We start from the raw sequence: 13467 nt of genomic DNA, 5'->3' as shown, positions 1-13467 counted from the left end.
CTCCCCGGCGCCTCATCCTAGGCGCTGGGCCGCCGGGCGAGGGGGCGGCTTGTGAGTTCGCTGACAAGCGCGCCCGCCGGGTTCGCCGCCGCCTGCATGTCCGCGCACCCCTGTGCGCTGGGACGATGCGCCGACGGCGAGGCTGGAGGTGACGGGTGGGACTGCTCGACGCGGTGCACATCGCGCTGGCGCTGGCGGCGCTGGCGATGGTCGTGGACGCGCTGCGGCTGCGGCGCCGGATCGGCGGGCTGCGGCGGCTGCCGCCCGTCCGCGCCCTGCACGTGCTGGACGGCTACCGGCCGCTGGTGGCCGCCGGGGTCGAGGTGCCGGAGGACGTGCGGCGCGCGGCGGCGTCGTACGCCCGCGAGCGCGGGCTCGGGCTGCTCGACCTCGTCCCGGCGGACCTGCCCGTCCTGCAGGCGCTGGACCTGGCCCGGCACGCGCACTTCGAGGACCCGTCGGGGTCGGGACGCGGCGCCGGGTACGCGCTGCTGGTCGCGGAGGCGGTGCCGGCGCGGTCGCGGATCGACGACGCGGACCTGGCGATGCTCGCGGCGCGGCTGCGGCCGGACGCCGCGCCCGCCGAGACCGTCGTGGCGCGGGTGGGCGGCCGCGCCCTGCCGCCGCGCCGCCGGACGGTGCGCGCCGAGCTGGCCTGGTGCGGGGTGATCGTGGCGGGCCTGCTCGCCGAGCCGTGGATGGGTGCCCTGCTTGGGCTGCTGTACTGCGCGCTTCCGTACGCGACGTTCGCGGGCACGGCGATCCGGCCGCGCGACCTGCACGTCCTGCGGCTCGTCCGGACGCCGGCCGAGCTGTGGAGGGCGGCGGCCCCGCGCCGCCGGCGGCTCCGCGCCTGATCACAGGCGGTCCGGGGGCGCGCGCGGGAGGTCAGCGGAGCAGGAGGCGCCCGTCGACGCGGGCGCGGTGCGTGCCGGGCGTGTGGCCGAAGGTGCGGCGGAACGCGTCGATGAACGCGCTGGCGGACGCCCATCCGGACCGGTGCGCGACGGTCGTCACCGGAAGGCCCTCGGCGAGCAGGACCATGGCGTGGTGCAGGCGCAGCTGGGCGCGCCACTGCGGGAACGTCATGCCGAGTTCGGCGCGGAACAGCCGGGTGAGGGTGCGCTCGCCGGCTCCTGCGCGCGCGCCGAGTTCGGCGAGCGTCCGGTCGTCGGCGGGGTCGTCGCACAGCATCCGGCACACGGCGGCGAGGCGCGGGTCCCGGGCGGAGGGGACGTAGTCGGCGTACCTGGGGGCGCGCGCGACGCGGTCGAGCAGGACGTCCCGCAGCCGCAGCCATTCGGCGCCGTCCCGCTCCTCGGCGGGGACGTCGGTACAGGCCACGACCAGCTCGCGAAGCAGCGCGTCCACCCCGAGGACGGCGGGGCGGGCGAGGCCGAGCGGGTCGCGCGGCGCCGGGATCCCGATGAGCCGCAGGTCGGCGCCGCCGAACGAGCGGTGCTCGTGCACCGTCCCGGCGGGGATCCACAGCGCGCGCGCCGGCGACGCGAGCCAGATACCGGCGTCGGTCGTGACCGACAGGACGCCGGAGCCCGCGTAGGCGAGCTGGTGGTCGTCGTGGCGGTGCGCGTCGATCTCGCCGCCGGGCGGCAGGAGCCGCAGGCCCGTGCTCGCGCGCGGGGTGTAGCGGGTCATCGGGTCAGGGTACGCACGGGCACCGACAATGGCGGAACAGCGATACAAGTTGGCCAAATATCGGAAGCGCGACAGAGGCGTCGGGCGCGAGGCTGCCGGTATGAACCGCAGAGGCCCCGTCGCGCTGCTGTCGGCCGGACACGCCTGCGTCGACGTCTACCAGGGCGCCGTCCCCGCGATCGTCCCGTTCCTCGTCACCGGGCGGCACTACAGCTACGTCGCCGCGTCCGGGATCGTGCTGGCCGCCACGCTGCTGTCCTCCGTCGTCCAGCCCGCGTTCGGGATGCTGACCGACCGCTGGGCGATGCCGTGGCTCGTGCCCGCCGGGACGGGCGCCGCCGGGCTCGGCGTCGCGCTGTCCGGAGTGTCCGACGCGTACGCCCTGACCTGGGCCGCGATCGCGGTGTCCGGTCTCGGCGTGGCCGCCTACCACCCCGAGTCGGCGCGGATCGCGCGCGCCGTGACCGGCGGCGACCACGCCGGGATGAGCTGGTTCTCGCTCGGCGGCAACATCGGCTTCGCCGCCGCCCCGCTGCTGGTCACGCCCGTCCTCGCGGCGGGCGGCCTGCACGCCACGCCGTGGCTCGCGGCCCCGGCCGTCCTCGGGACGGCGCTCAGCCTCACCGCGATGCGGCGCCGCACGGCCGGCGCGGCGGCGAGGAAGACCACGTCCGACGGACGCGACGACTGGCCGATGTTCGTCCGGCTCTCCCTGGTCGTGCTGTGCCGCTCGGTCGTCTTCTTCGGCCTCAGCACCCTGCTCGCCGTCGTCGCGCGCCAGCGGACCGGCGGCGGCTCCGACGCCGGAGCGGTCGCCCTGTTCGTCCTGTTCGCCGGCGGCGCCGTCGGAACCGTCCTCGGCGGCCGGCTCGCCGCGACCCTGGGCCGCGTGCGGACGCTCCGCGCCTCCTACCTGCTCGCCGTCCCGGCGGTCGCGGGCGTCGCGCTCGCCCCCTCCTACGCGATCTACGTGTTCGTCGCGCTCACCGCGATCGCCCTCTACACCCCGTTCTCGATCCAGGTGACGCTCGGCCAGGACTACCTGCCGCGCCGCGTCGGCACCGCCAGCGGCGTCACCCTCGGCCTCGCCGTCAGCGCCGGCGGTATCGCCAGCCCCGCCGTGGGCGCGCTCGCCGACGCCGCGTCCCCCCGCGCCGCCCTGCTCCCGCTGATCGCCGTCCCCGCCGCCGCCTGGCTCCTCGCCCGCCTCCTCCAAGAACCCACCCCCCTCGAAACCCCCACCACCGCCCCCGACACCCCCACCCCCTCACTCCACCGTTAGCTCTTCCTTAATGAGCGATCTTGAGGCGATCCAGGTCAGAGCGGGTCGCGATGCTGCGTCCAGGTCCGGGGGAGCTGTCATGGGAGCTACACGCCTACGCGAGCTTGTTCTTGCTTCCGAAAATCTCGTTCATGTGCTGGGCACCGTCGCGGATCTCGGGCCTGAGTTGGTGACGGTAGATGGTCTGGGTGATCGTCGTGTTCTTGTGCCCGACGAGGTCGCTGATGCGCTCGATCGGCACGCCGTGATCGCTCATGAGCGACACGAACGTGTGGCGCAGTTCGCGGGGGCACCACGCCTCCCCGTCGATGCCGGCCGCTTCCAGGATCTTGCGGAAGCGGAGGCGGACTTGCCCTGAGGAGTACGGCGCCCCGTTCTCGTGGCAGAAGACGAGATCGTGGTCCTCGTACTCCTCGCCTGCCCTCAGGCGCTCCTCGGCCTGCCGCTTGCGCAGGCTCCGGAGAGCCTCAACCCCCATCTCGGCGATGCCGAGACCTCGCCGGCTCATGAGAGTCTTCGTCTCTTCCTGGTACCTGTCGGAACGCAGGACGTAGACAGTCGCCGTATCGAGATCCACAGCGCTCCACTTGAGCTTGCGGAGCTCCTCGGTGCGGAGGCCCGAGACGATCGCGAGGATGACGTACGCCCCGATCCGATGTTCGGGCTTGCTCGCCTCCGCGAGCACTGCTCTGGCCTGTTCCAGAGACAGCGAGCGGGACTTGCGCCCTGGCTTGCCCATCGGCGTATCGACCAGGGTCGCCACGTTACGGCCGACCTTGTCATGCCGCGCCGCTCGATGGATCACGCGCTTGAGCAGTGCGTGGACGAGTCCCAGGGTGGACGAGGTGAGGTGTTCCGATCGCCCGTTGAGCCACCTCTCGACGTCGTCCGCCGTGAGGTCTTTCAAGCGGATCCGGCCGATGAACGGGATGAGCTGGTGATCCGCGAGCGACCGGTAAGTTCCGCTGGTCGACGGTGACTTGCCCGTCTTGGCGAACGCGGCGAGGAAGTCGTTGACCGCGTTCGTCACGTAGTAGTGGGGATCGGGCTTCACGCCCTTCTCAAGCTCGTCCAGGGCTTCGATGAGCTTGTCTTTGACGGCCGCCTTGGTCGGCCCCTTCCTCTTGAGCCGCTTGCGCTTGCCGTCCGGTCCGAAGCCGAGCGCGACGGCTCCCGTGTAGCCGTTACCTTCCGGGTAGATCGTCCCCTCGTACTTGCCGATGAGGATCTTGGACAAGGGATCCCTCCTCGTGTCGGTCGAGGTCACCACTGACCATAACTCAAGACGTCCCTAGACGTCCCTCGTGTGGGAGGTCCGTTCGCGGTCATGTGCGGGACGGGCCTCCCGGCGGTTGTCAGCGGTTGGCCTCCTCGAGGGAGGTGACGAACTCGGCGAGGTGCCGGTCAGTGATGCGGCGCAGCTTGCCGATCTTGATGCTGTGGAGTTGGCCGGTGCGGATCAGGAAGTAGACCTTGTCCCGGCCGATGTTGAGGATCTCGGCCACTTGCTCGACGGTGTACGCCTGCACGGTCACCACCTCCTCTCGCCCGAGGCGGTGTGCCAGGGGCGTGTGCGATGTGGGTTGGCGATCATCTCCTTGGCTACGGTGGGTGCTCGTCTTCGTCTCGTCTCAAGGGCGTCTCTCGGCTCCTTACGTGCAGGCGCGCGCGTGAGACGAGACGTTGAGACGATCACGGAGTGTGGTCGGGCGCCTTGTAGCGGCCTCGTCCGACCTGGACGGCGCGGCCGGTCTTCACCAGCTCGTTGAGCCGCCGGTAGAGGGTGGGCCGGCTCATCTCGGTGATCATGAGCAGGTGTGCGATCGGAAGCCCTTCGTCCGGCGCGCCCTCTAGAGCCTTTCTCAGGACGCTCTCGGCGCGGTCTTCCCTAGACGGCCTCAGCGGGACGGACGCCGCTGAGACGGGCTGTAGAAGCGGCGTAGCGGCCTCGTCCAGCGCGCGCCGCGAGACCTCGTCCAGGACGGGGCGCAGAGCCTCGTGTCGCTGTGCGGCCTCGCTCACCGCGTCATCGGTGAGCAGGTAGGCGCGGCCTCGTCGGGGCGTGTCGTGTTCGGGTGCGGACAGCAGGAACTTGCCGGGGGCGTTGAGGGTGTGGGCGTGCCATCCGGCGTTGAGCATCCCTTGCCCAAGGATGAGGTCGACGTCTTTGCGTTCGCGGACGCGGAAGCTCACCCGGACGTCCATTTGCGAGCGGACGGCGCCCTTGCCCATGGCCTTCTGTGTGGGGCGCTGCGTGGCCGCGATGAGCGTCACGGCGACCGCACGTCCACGGCGCGCGATCGAGTCCGTGTCGCTCGCCGCGTCGGGCGCGTCGTCGGCGAGTTCGGCGTACTCGTCCACAACGATGACGAGCGCGGGCAACTCGGGCGCCGGATCCCACACGCGCCGCCCGTTCGCCGTGAGCCACTCGGCGCGCGCCTCGAGAATCGTGACGGCGTCGCGCAGCATGGCGCGGGCTTGCTCGGGTGTGGTGGCGAGCCGATCGATACAGGACGCCCACGGCTGCAACTCCATGCCGCGCTTGAGGTCGATGGCCCAGATGACCACGTCGCGGCACGCGCTGAGATTGCCCATCAGGACGTTGATGCCGCCGCTCTTTCCCGAGCCGGCTACGCCTCCGATGAGTCCGTGACGTCGCAGCAGCAGAACGCGCGCGCTGGTCGCGTCCTCGAACGGCCCGAGGTCGATCGGCTCGGTAATGGATGAGACGGACGGCCCAGGCCACGGGATCGCATCGGCGTGCGGGTCGGTGTTGAGCACCCGGAGTTCGAACCGGTTGGCCTTGTCGTCGCGCGTGGGGAAGACGCGCACCGCGCCGCGGAACGTCCCGAGCGCCGATTCGATCGCGGGCACTTTCGCGGTGACGTCCTGGATGGTCTGGCCACGAGCGAGCGCGAACCGCGCACGCCATCCCCACACGTCCACCACAGCGGACTGCGCGCGCGAGCCGGCGAGCCCGATCGACTGGGCGATCTCAGGCCATGCCGCGATCTGTCGGTCGACACGCACCTTGGCGCGCCGGCGCCGATGTACCCACCACGGCACGGCGAGCACGAACCCGCCTACGGCGAGCACCTGGGGGAGCGGCGAGAACGCGATACCGAGCGCGGTCACCGCAGCCAGCCACCCACCGGCACCCATGACCACGGCCGCGCCGTAGAGCCGTTCCATGCGCAGGGTGAGGCCGAACCGGTCGCCGAACATCGCCAGCACCCATGCGGCCACAGTCGCGACGGCGAGCAGGTACGGCCACCAGTGCGGACGTGCGACGTGCAGGACGATGCCCGAGACGGCGAGCGCGGTCACCAGGTACAGGGGAGCGAGTTCCGACCGGTACCGCCACAGCGCCCGAGCCACCAGCACAGCGGCGACGTCGGGGAACTGGTCGTCACGGTCGATGATGACCATCGGCTGGAGCCCGTTGCGGCGCATCTTCTGTGCGTGCCGCCGCATCTGCCGTGACCGGCTCATGAACGCCCCCACGAGTCGGGCGGAAGGTGCCCTTGCGCGCGCAGCTCATCGCGCAGGTAGTACAGCGGATCGGGATCGGCGTCGCGTGCGGCCTTGAGGGTGGCGCGTCCTGCCGCTGCCAGGTTCGCGCGGTCCCGGCGCGCCTTCACCAGTTCGGCCGTGAGCCGGGACAGTTCGGAGACGAGGGCGGGGGAGTCGGCGAGCGCGGAATTGAGGCGAAGCCACAGATCGGCGATGTAGGGCATGGCCTCCGACAGAGCGGAGACGATTTCACGGGCGGCGAGGTTGCGGGCACGGACCCCCTGAAGGTCGATCTTGACGTGCTGAGGGATGTCGGGCACTGGGGCATCACTCCCTTCAAGCGGGACGTCAGTTCTGAGACAGGGACTGGACGAGGACGGTCACCAGCCGGCGGATGTCCGGCGCGGCGCTGGTCGCGGCGAGGAAGAACCCGAACAGCAGGCACACCACGACGTGCCACGCGCGCAAGCCCATGTAGCGCCACGCGAGCCACACCACCGCGCCGAGGATGGCGACCAGCGGAATCGAGACGTTCACTCGCTCACCCCTGCGGCCACAGGTCGGGGTGCCGGTGGCCGCGTCCGCGCCGCAGCCAACGGGCGCGAGCGCGGCACTTGCGGCACCTGCGGTTGCCGGGGTCGACGCGCGCGCCGCACGGGCAGCGGTGACCGGTGATGAGGCGCGGCATCCGCACGCTCATCGACCCGCCGGGACGCGCGTCGGAGCCTCGTCGCACGTGCGCGTGGTGAGCAGGTGTCGCGATACGGCGCCGGCGCGGGAGGAGTCGGGACGGGTCGGGTTGGAGCGGTTCCGCATCACGCGGCGCTCTTCGGCGTGGATGCCGATGACGAGCATGGCGAAGATGCCGCAGGTGGAACCAGCGAGGAACACGGCGATGATCGATGCCAGAACGAGGATCATGTGCGATCACTCCTCTCGTACGGCCCGTGTCCGGCGGGGGCGGCTCGGGCGTTCAGCGGGCTACGAGAAAGAGAGTGCGCGTGACCAGCGGGACGAGATCACTACATGACTGGACGTGTTCACGACGTCCTCATAGGGTTGACCGCGTCCCAGGACGTCCCGCGATCCGGACGGGTGCATGCCGAACGAACGCCTACGCGCCACACTGCTAGAGCAGGGCCTGACCATCGCCACGCTCGCAGAGTCGATCGGCGTCGACCAAAAGACCGTGGAACGGTGGATCACCAAGGACCGCACCCCCTACCGGCGGCACCGCTACGCAGTGGCTTCACGCCTGGGCGTTGACGAGACGTTCCTTTGGCCCGACGCGCTCACCAACGAGCAAGTCACCGCGGCCTCCAGCAGCGAACTGGTCACCATCTACCCGCGCCGCACCATGGTTCCTAGGGACGCATGGGGACGTCTGTTCGCCACAGCCAAGGAAGACATCGGCGTCCTGGTCTACTCCGGCCTCTTCCTCTCCGAAGACTCCGGCATCCAACGCACCTTCGCCGAGAAAGCCAAAGCTGGTGTCCGCGTCCGCATCCTCCTCGGTGACCCCGACAGCCCCCAGGTTGCCGAACGCGGCGCAGACGAGGGCGTAGGCGACGCGCAAGCCGCCAAAATCCGCAACGCCCTCGTCCTCTACAAGAACCTGCGCAAACAAGACGGAGTCGAGTTCCGCTACCACAACACGGTGCTCTACAACTCCATCTACCGCGCCGACGACCAGCTCTTGGTCAACACCCACGTCTACGGCATCACAGCCGCACTCGCCCCCGTCTGGCACCTACGCCGCATAGCCGGCGGCGACCTGGTGAACACCTACCTCGACAGCTTCGAACGCGTCTGGGAAAACGCCACCCCCATCCCGGGGGACTGACATGGGCCGCAGGATCGACTACTACGACGACCCCAACGCCCCCGAGGCCAACAGCCTCGTCCCAGCCGTCAACGTTGTCGTAGAGAACAACAACGGCGAGATCCTCATGATCCGCCGCACCGACAACGACAATTGGGCCCTACCAGGCGGCGCGATAGATCTAGGTGAGTCCGTCACCCAAGCCGCCATCCGCGAAACCAAAGAAGAAACCGGTATCGACGTAGAGATCACCGGACTAGTCGGCATCTACAGCGACCCAAAGCATGTCATTCATTACACGAGTAATGATGAAGTGCGCCAAGAATTCTCAATCTTGCTGAGTGGCTCTCCGAGGGGCGGGGACCTTGAAACCAGCGAAGAGTCGTACGAGGTGTCTTGGATTCCCAAAGCGCAGGCGCCAACTAAGAAAATGCATGCATCGATGCGCCTACGGATCGTCGACTATCTGGAACAAAAAGTTGGCCCTGTATTGAGCTAGGAGACTCAGCCTGTTTCGCTTAGCCTGCCCACACTATATTGCAGCATAGAAATCGCGCCTATTATTTAGCGTACTGTCGGTGGTGTGCTCTATCCTCGTGTATCATACAGTTAGACAGTATAGATGGCGAGGAAATGAGTAGTTTCATCCGCGAAGCCGACATGCTTCGCCCTATAGTTGATAACGTATCTCACTTCTTGTCCAAGGATGACAAGTGGGAGCACTTTTATGAAGTGCAGTCACCAAAGGGTGTTGTCGATATAGTTCTTGTTATCTTTGATGAGCATGCGCTGGAGCAGAGAAATGTCTGGGGAGTGCAGCCTGTTCAGGAAAGGTCGAGCTTAGAAGTGCTCGTAGCCATGTCTCAGGCACAGGATTCCTCGGTTTTCACGACGACAGACCTGGCAGAGAAGACTCTCTATTCGAGGTCTCATCTTCGGCGGCGCATACTCCCTAGCTTGGTCGACTTGGGATGGGTCAACAGAATCAATGAGCGAGAATGGATGTGCACGTATCGCTACAAGAGTCCCACGGCTTCTATCAATGCCATCGAGGTAAAGCGTAGCGAGTGGCAGCGCGGACTAATGCAGGCTGCTTCGTATACTGAATTTGCAAATAAGGCCTACCTTGCTATGGATGTGACTAAGATCCCCAAGAATCGACAATCAATTTATCGCTCCCTCAGGCATGCTGGTGTTGGACTAATCTCCGTTGCCAACAACCCAGGAGATCAGGACACTCTGGCGGTTAAGTTCGAAGCCTCAGAGCGAACGAAATGGGGAAATGCAAGGTTCGTGGTGGCGGAGCGTGTTGCCGCCATCCGTGAGTCCGGCGGGAATGCGGGCGCTTGGGGCCACGTCTTTGGCCGCTTGGTTTCGACCAGTTCCGGAGAAGATCCTCGGAATTCCGTGTCCTGACTAAGCTACAAACGCGCGAACCAGACGTCCAGGTGTTTAGGGGCATTCGCACCCTCCAGTGGGACTGGAGGGTCTGCGGCCTCTTTAAAAGCTAGAGCCTGCCTAACCACTGAACGACTGCCGGCACGTGCTCCACGCGGATGTCGTGATGAAGAAGCTATCGTATCTGCAACGGCCTGAAGGTAGTGTGCTCCGGCCTTACCCTTGTCCCAGGTTCCGGGGATCTGCGTCCTGCAGAACTCGCATTGGCATGCCCGATAATCGGGTAGGTCTGCAAGCAGTCGCTCGGTCTGTAGATCGACCACGTGTAGAAGGCTCGTGTTGAAGGTACGATTTGTGGGGGCCGGTCGCGGAGTCGTCCTTTTGATTTTGATGACTTTGGTATCCGCGAAGGCTCGTTCTCCTGAACCGATGCCGGTGGAAAAGCCGTTCGCTCCCCAAGCCAGCGACAGCCAGCCCGTCATCGACGTGTTAGGAAGAATCAGCACCTTGTCGTTCTCTTCGCAGACGGCTGCAAGTTCCATATAACCGTCTAGTATTTCGGGCACAATCATTTGTCCATATGGCTGGCTGAGGAGAGGCCAGCGAACGCGGACATAAAAGACATCCTCGTCGAGGTCAAGCATTTCCGCCAGCAGATACTCGCGCAGACGTTCAGTGGTTAGCCAAGAACTCGGGATCGTTATATTTACAGCGAGGTTTTCTTGGCTTGAGATCGTTTGCCGGGACCAATTGACGGTATCCCGGAGTACGCTGAGACTCTGCACTCGCTCCGCAGGGTCCATCCAAAGGCCAGGGGTCAGGAGAACTGTCGCTCCCTGAGCACGTTGCGTTTCGACTACCTCGGCCACCCATTCGGGCTCCCAACCTGCCGACAGGGGACGATTGAAGTAGTCCCATTTAGAAGCCGTAGAATTGCCAACGTACGGCTTGTCGTCGCGTTGGGCTTTGAGAGTGTCTCCATAAGAATCTAGGCGTGCGAAGCATTCAGGGTCAGCGATCTGGATAGGTGCGGTGGCAGCTGTGTTTCTAAAGAGGTTTTCAACACTTGATGGCCCTTTGGGGCGCATACGTGGCATCGGTGCGACAACGCCAAGACTAAGTGTGTCGGTGTGGCGGGATGAAACCTCCTGCAACAGTGTCGGAATGATGGCTGAATGCTGATGGCTTCGCTGGACAAGGAAGATGGGCTTTCCGCCACGCAGAGCCTCCCGTGCTTGCACGAGGCGGTCGGCGTCTTGAGGAGAATCGGGACCCGATGCGTCCTGGTCGACTTCTTGATCGAGGCTAAACAGCTCTTCGCTAATTTCTTCCGCTGCGGGAGCATCGACGTTGTCAGAGTCGACTACGAACCTCAGCTCGTCTTCTTGTGCCATTTTATCGTCCCTTCAACCTGTCAATAGCCTTGGCGACCGTGCCGCGCTTATAGGCCTGCTCTGAGAGGCTTCGAGTTATTAGGTCAGTGATTACATCTGGGACGTGGCTTGGTATTGATATGTCTCTCTTTAGGCGCTCAAAAAATTCGTCCCAGGTAATCGTTTCGTTGGGCGTAACGAAGGGATGCTGGCCGGTAGCGGCTTCATAGAGTATTACCCCGACAGCCCAAAGATCACTAGCTTTGAGAGCGCGTTCCCCACGCAACTGCTCTGGGGCCATGTACATAGGCGTTCCGACGCGCTGCGGGTACCTCGTAATAGATTCAACATCCATTAGCTTGGCTAGACCCAAGTCCAGGATCACGGGGCGCGTGTAATCTCCACCTCTCAGAGCTATGTTCGCCGGCTTGAGATCCCTGTGAAGCAATTCGGCGCTGTGGAGAGCAAGGATGCCATTGAGGAGGCCACGAGCAAGCTCTTGCAGCTCGTCCGAATTTGCCGTCTTCTTCGTAATAGCCTGAGACAGGTCTCCGCCATCGATGTACTCGAAGACAAGCGTGGGTAGCCTCTTGTCGACGATCGAGAGGAGTAGGGCATTATCTAGGCGCACGACGTTGGGTGAGGTGACTCGGCGGTAGCTTTCGATCTCGCGCTTGAGTCGCTCCAGGCTTGCATCATCTCGATAAATGATCTTGTACGCGGCGTCTTCTTCGGAGACGCGTACCCTCCAAGTCTCGCCGAACGCGCCTGTGCCCAGGTATGTGACTTGAGCGCTGCCGACTGCGTGCTCGACCTGGCTTGCAGTGAACTGTTGATCCACAAGTGCCCCGCGTGTCCTGGACGCCTTCCTGTACCAGGTTATACATCCCCTGAGGGGTCGTTGGCGACTTACTGGGCGGAAGGGACGCCTGGGAAGGTTCCTCAATCATGATCAAAACCGGGGACTTGGTGAGCACTGTCCCTTTTGACCGGTCTTGCGACCGAAGTCTACATATTCGGTAGGAAGTGACACATTCGTGGAGCGAGAGGTCAGGGCAAGCGCTGCTGCACTCTCTCTACGGCGCCCGTCAGGAGGGGGGTGGCTCGACTGATGGCCGTGCTGACGACATGGCCTGAGCCGTAACGACGCCTGATCTCCAGGAGGCGGCTCTCAACGTGTACCAAGTTCCCGTTTGGACTCGTGGTCATGTCGCAGTAGATCAAGTGGTCGCTCAGCTTCGGAGGTGTGTCTCCGAACTCTTGCGAGAGGACGGTAGCGAGCTGTCGCTCGCGGGCCTCGATGAGGGCGCAAGAGTGATGGGCCACCAGGCGGCAAAGGTGATCGTCGGCGTAGTGGGTGTCCCGGAGGTAACGGGCGCCGTCCAGCGGGTGGAAGCCCGTCCCGACGAGGTCGGGGGCGTAGCCGATGTCGTGAAGCCATGCGGCGGCCTCTAGGAGGTCGGCCTTGTCGCCGAGGATAGGGGCGAGCGTGCGGGCTTGCCGGGCAACGCCCTGGGTGTGCGCCCAGCGGCGGGGGAGTGTGGTCTCCAGATGCTTGCCCGCGAGTTCGCTTGCCCATGCTGCGGTGTTCTTCATGGGTTGGACGCTACGGGGAACTGCGTGGACGTCCACGGGCACGCGCGGATCATCTAGGGACGTCTTGGCTGACGTAGCGTCCCTTGCCGTGGACACAGGTCACGAGGCCGGCTTCTTCTAGAGCCGTGAGGGCGTGGCGGGCCGTGTGACGCGATACACCGTAGCGCTTGGCGAGTCGGGCTTCGCTCGGCAGTAGATCGCCTGGACGGTAGTGACCGCTCTCGATATGGCGCCGTAGGTCTGAGGCGATGCTCTCGTACCTGGTGTGTACGGCCGGTTTGGCGGTAGGAACGAATCGGCCTACGCCGGGGCGTGCGGTGATGAGGCCGTCGGTTTCGAGGGTGGAGAGGGCCCGCCGCACGGTGTTGCGGGCGACGCCGAACTCGGCGCAGAGGGCGGCCTCGCCTGGGAGCTGGTCCCCTGGGGCGTAGGTGCCGTCTGCGATGCGTTGGCGTAGGGCGTTAGCGATGCGGGCGTAGGTGCCCGGTGCCGTGCGGCGGGTCATGTCCGGGTCACTCGTCCCTGTAGCGGGTCGTCGCCAGGGCGACCCAGGGGGTGAGGAGGACGGTCACCTTGTCAGCGGCGAGGCGGGGGCGTGTGCAGCGTGCCAGCCATATGCCGGTGCTGGACTGGTACCACCAAGCGCCGTTGCCCCAGACGACGGAGACGGATTCGCCGATCGTCGGGGCGTTGTCGGCGTACACGCGCAACATCGGGTGCGGTCCGTCGATCCGAAGTTCGGTCGTCCAGTCGTACCGGCGCAGGCGGCGGGCGAGCCGGGTGAGGTGCCAGCGGCCTCGTGACAGTCCGGGGTGGGTGGGCAGAGG

Annotated in this window: 17 protein-coding genes; 5 read left to right on the top strand and 12 right to left on the bottom strand. The window is 65.9% G+C overall.

The features are described from left to right. Positions 1 to 155 precede the first annotated feature (155 nt). Positions 156 to 857 (top strand): hypothetical protein, encoded by a 702-nt coding sequence (locus AB0C78_RS38270; RefSeq protein ID WP_360757977.1) that lies wholly within the window; start codon positions 156 to 158, stop codon positions 855 to 857. Between the two features lie 31 nt (positions 858 to 888). Here AB0C78_RS38270 and AB0C78_RS38265 read toward each other — a convergent pair whose 3' ends face one another. Further along, entirely contained in the window at positions 889 to 1656 is a 768-nt protein-coding gene (locus tag AB0C78_RS38265) for a helix-turn-helix transcriptional regulator (RefSeq protein WP_360757974.1), read from the bottom strand. Positions 1657 to 1756: 100 nt separating this feature from the next. On the opposite strand from AB0C78_RS38265, the gene AB0C78_RS38260 reads away from it, so the two are divergent. After that, positions 1757 to 2938 (top strand): MFS transporter, encoded by a 1182-nt coding sequence (locus AB0C78_RS38260; protein ID WP_360757971.1) that lies wholly within the window; start codon positions 1757 to 1759, stop codon positions 2936 to 2938. 94 nt (positions 2939 to 3032) lie between these two features. On the opposite strand, the gene AB0C78_RS38255 is transcribed toward AB0C78_RS38260, so the two are convergent. The 6 genes from AB0C78_RS38255 to AB0C78_RS38230 all read right to left on the bottom strand — a co-directional run bounded on the left by AB0C78_RS38255 (position 3033) and on the right by AB0C78_RS38230 (position 7372). After that, a complete protein-coding gene (locus AB0C78_RS38255) occupies positions 3033 to 4175 on the bottom strand; it encodes a tyrosine-type recombinase/integrase (RefSeq protein ID WP_360757968.1) in 1143 nt (380 codons plus the stop codon). Between the two features lie 118 nt (positions 4176 to 4293). Next, entirely contained in the window at positions 4294 to 4473 is a 180-nt protein-coding gene (locus AB0C78_RS38250; protein ID WP_151544195.1) for a helix-turn-helix domain-containing protein, read from the bottom strand. A 157-nt stretch (positions 4474 to 4630) separates the two neighbouring features. Beyond that, positions 4631 to 6430, bottom strand: a complete 1800-nt coding sequence (locus AB0C78_RS38245; RefSeq protein WP_360757965.1) for an FtsK/SpoIIIE domain-containing protein — start codon at positions 6428 to 6430, stop codon at positions 4631 to 4633. Then, positions 6427 to 6771: a hypothetical protein gene (locus AB0C78_RS38240; protein ID WP_360757962.1), complete on the bottom strand. Its 345-nt coding sequence runs from the start codon at positions 6769 to 6771 to the stop codon at positions 6427 to 6429. Before AB0C78_RS38240 ends, AB0C78_RS38245 begins: the two co-directional genes overlap by 4 nt. Before the next feature lie 28 nt (positions 6772 to 6799). Continuing rightward, complete coding sequence (locus tag AB0C78_RS38235; protein ID WP_360757959.1) at positions 6800 to 6988, bottom strand: hypothetical protein; 189 nt, start codon at positions 6986 to 6988, stop codon at positions 6800 to 6802. Positions 6989 to 7147: 159 nt separating this feature from the next. Next, positions 7148 to 7372 carry a hypothetical protein gene (locus AB0C78_RS38230; RefSeq protein WP_360757956.1) on the bottom strand — a complete coding sequence of 75 codons (225 nt, stop codon included), beginning with the start codon at positions 7370 to 7372 and terminating at the stop codon, positions 7148 to 7150. A gap of 178 nt (positions 7373 to 7550) precedes the next feature. On the opposite strand from AB0C78_RS38230, the gene AB0C78_RS38225 reads away from it, so the two are divergent. The 3 genes from AB0C78_RS38225 (at position 7551) to AB0C78_RS38215 (ending at position 9689) form a co-directional block, all read left to right on the top strand. Continuing rightward, the gene (locus tag AB0C78_RS38225; protein ID WP_151544200.1) at positions 7551 to 8294 is read left to right on the top strand and encodes a helix-turn-helix transcriptional regulator; all 744 of its coding nucleotides are present in this window, start codon (positions 7551 to 7553) and stop codon (positions 8292 to 8294) included. Between the two features lies 1 nt (position 8295). Next, a complete protein-coding gene (locus tag AB0C78_RS38220) occupies positions 8296 to 8772 on the top strand; it encodes an NUDIX domain-containing protein (protein ID WP_360757953.1) in 477 nt (158 codons plus the stop codon). A gap of 134 nt (positions 8773 to 8906) precedes the next feature. Further along, the gene (locus AB0C78_RS38215) at positions 8907 to 9689 is read left to right on the top strand and encodes a hypothetical protein (RefSeq protein ID WP_360757950.1); all 783 of its coding nucleotides are present in this window, start codon (positions 8907 to 8909) and stop codon (positions 9687 to 9689) included. Between the two features lie 5 nt (positions 9690 to 9694). Here the strand turns inward: AB0C78_RS38215 and AB0C78_RS38210 are convergent, their stop codons facing one another. The 5 genes from AB0C78_RS38210 to AB0C78_RS38190 form a co-directional block, all read right to left on the bottom strand. Further along, positions 9695 to 11065 (bottom strand): hypothetical protein, encoded by a 1371-nt coding sequence (locus AB0C78_RS38210; protein WP_360757947.1) that lies wholly within the window; start codon positions 11063 to 11065, stop codon positions 9695 to 9697. A gap of 1 nt (position 11066) precedes the next feature. Continuing rightward, positions 11067 to 11885: a serine/threonine-protein kinase gene (locus tag AB0C78_RS38205; protein ID WP_360757944.1), complete on the bottom strand. Its 819-nt coding sequence runs from the start codon at positions 11883 to 11885 to the stop codon at positions 11067 to 11069. A 209-nt stretch (positions 11886 to 12094) separates the two neighbouring features. Then, positions 12095 to 12640 carry an HD domain-containing protein gene (locus AB0C78_RS38200; RefSeq protein ID WP_360757941.1) on the bottom strand — a complete coding sequence of 182 codons (546 nt, stop codon included), beginning with the start codon at positions 12638 to 12640 and terminating at the stop codon, positions 12095 to 12097. Positions 12641 to 12689: 49 nt separating this feature from the next. After that, positions 12690 to 13145, bottom strand: coding sequence for a winged helix-turn-helix domain-containing protein (locus AB0C78_RS38195; RefSeq protein WP_360757938.1), 456 nt, complete (start codon positions 13143 to 13145; stop codon positions 12690 to 12692). Positions 13146 to 13152: 7 nt separating this feature from the next. Beyond that, the coding region (locus tag AB0C78_RS38190; RefSeq protein ID WP_360757935.1) for a hypothetical protein at positions 13153 to 13467 on the bottom strand (315 nt) is incomplete at its 5' end.

Origin of the sequence: Actinomadura sp. NPDC048394, assembly GCF_040651755.1 — a bacterium.
In the GTDB taxonomy this organism is placed as follows: Bacteria; Actinomycetota; Actinomycetes; order Streptosporangiales; family Streptosporangiaceae; genus Spirillospora; species Spirillospora montaniterrae.
This window is presented reverse-complemented; position numbering and strand designations above follow the sequence as displayed.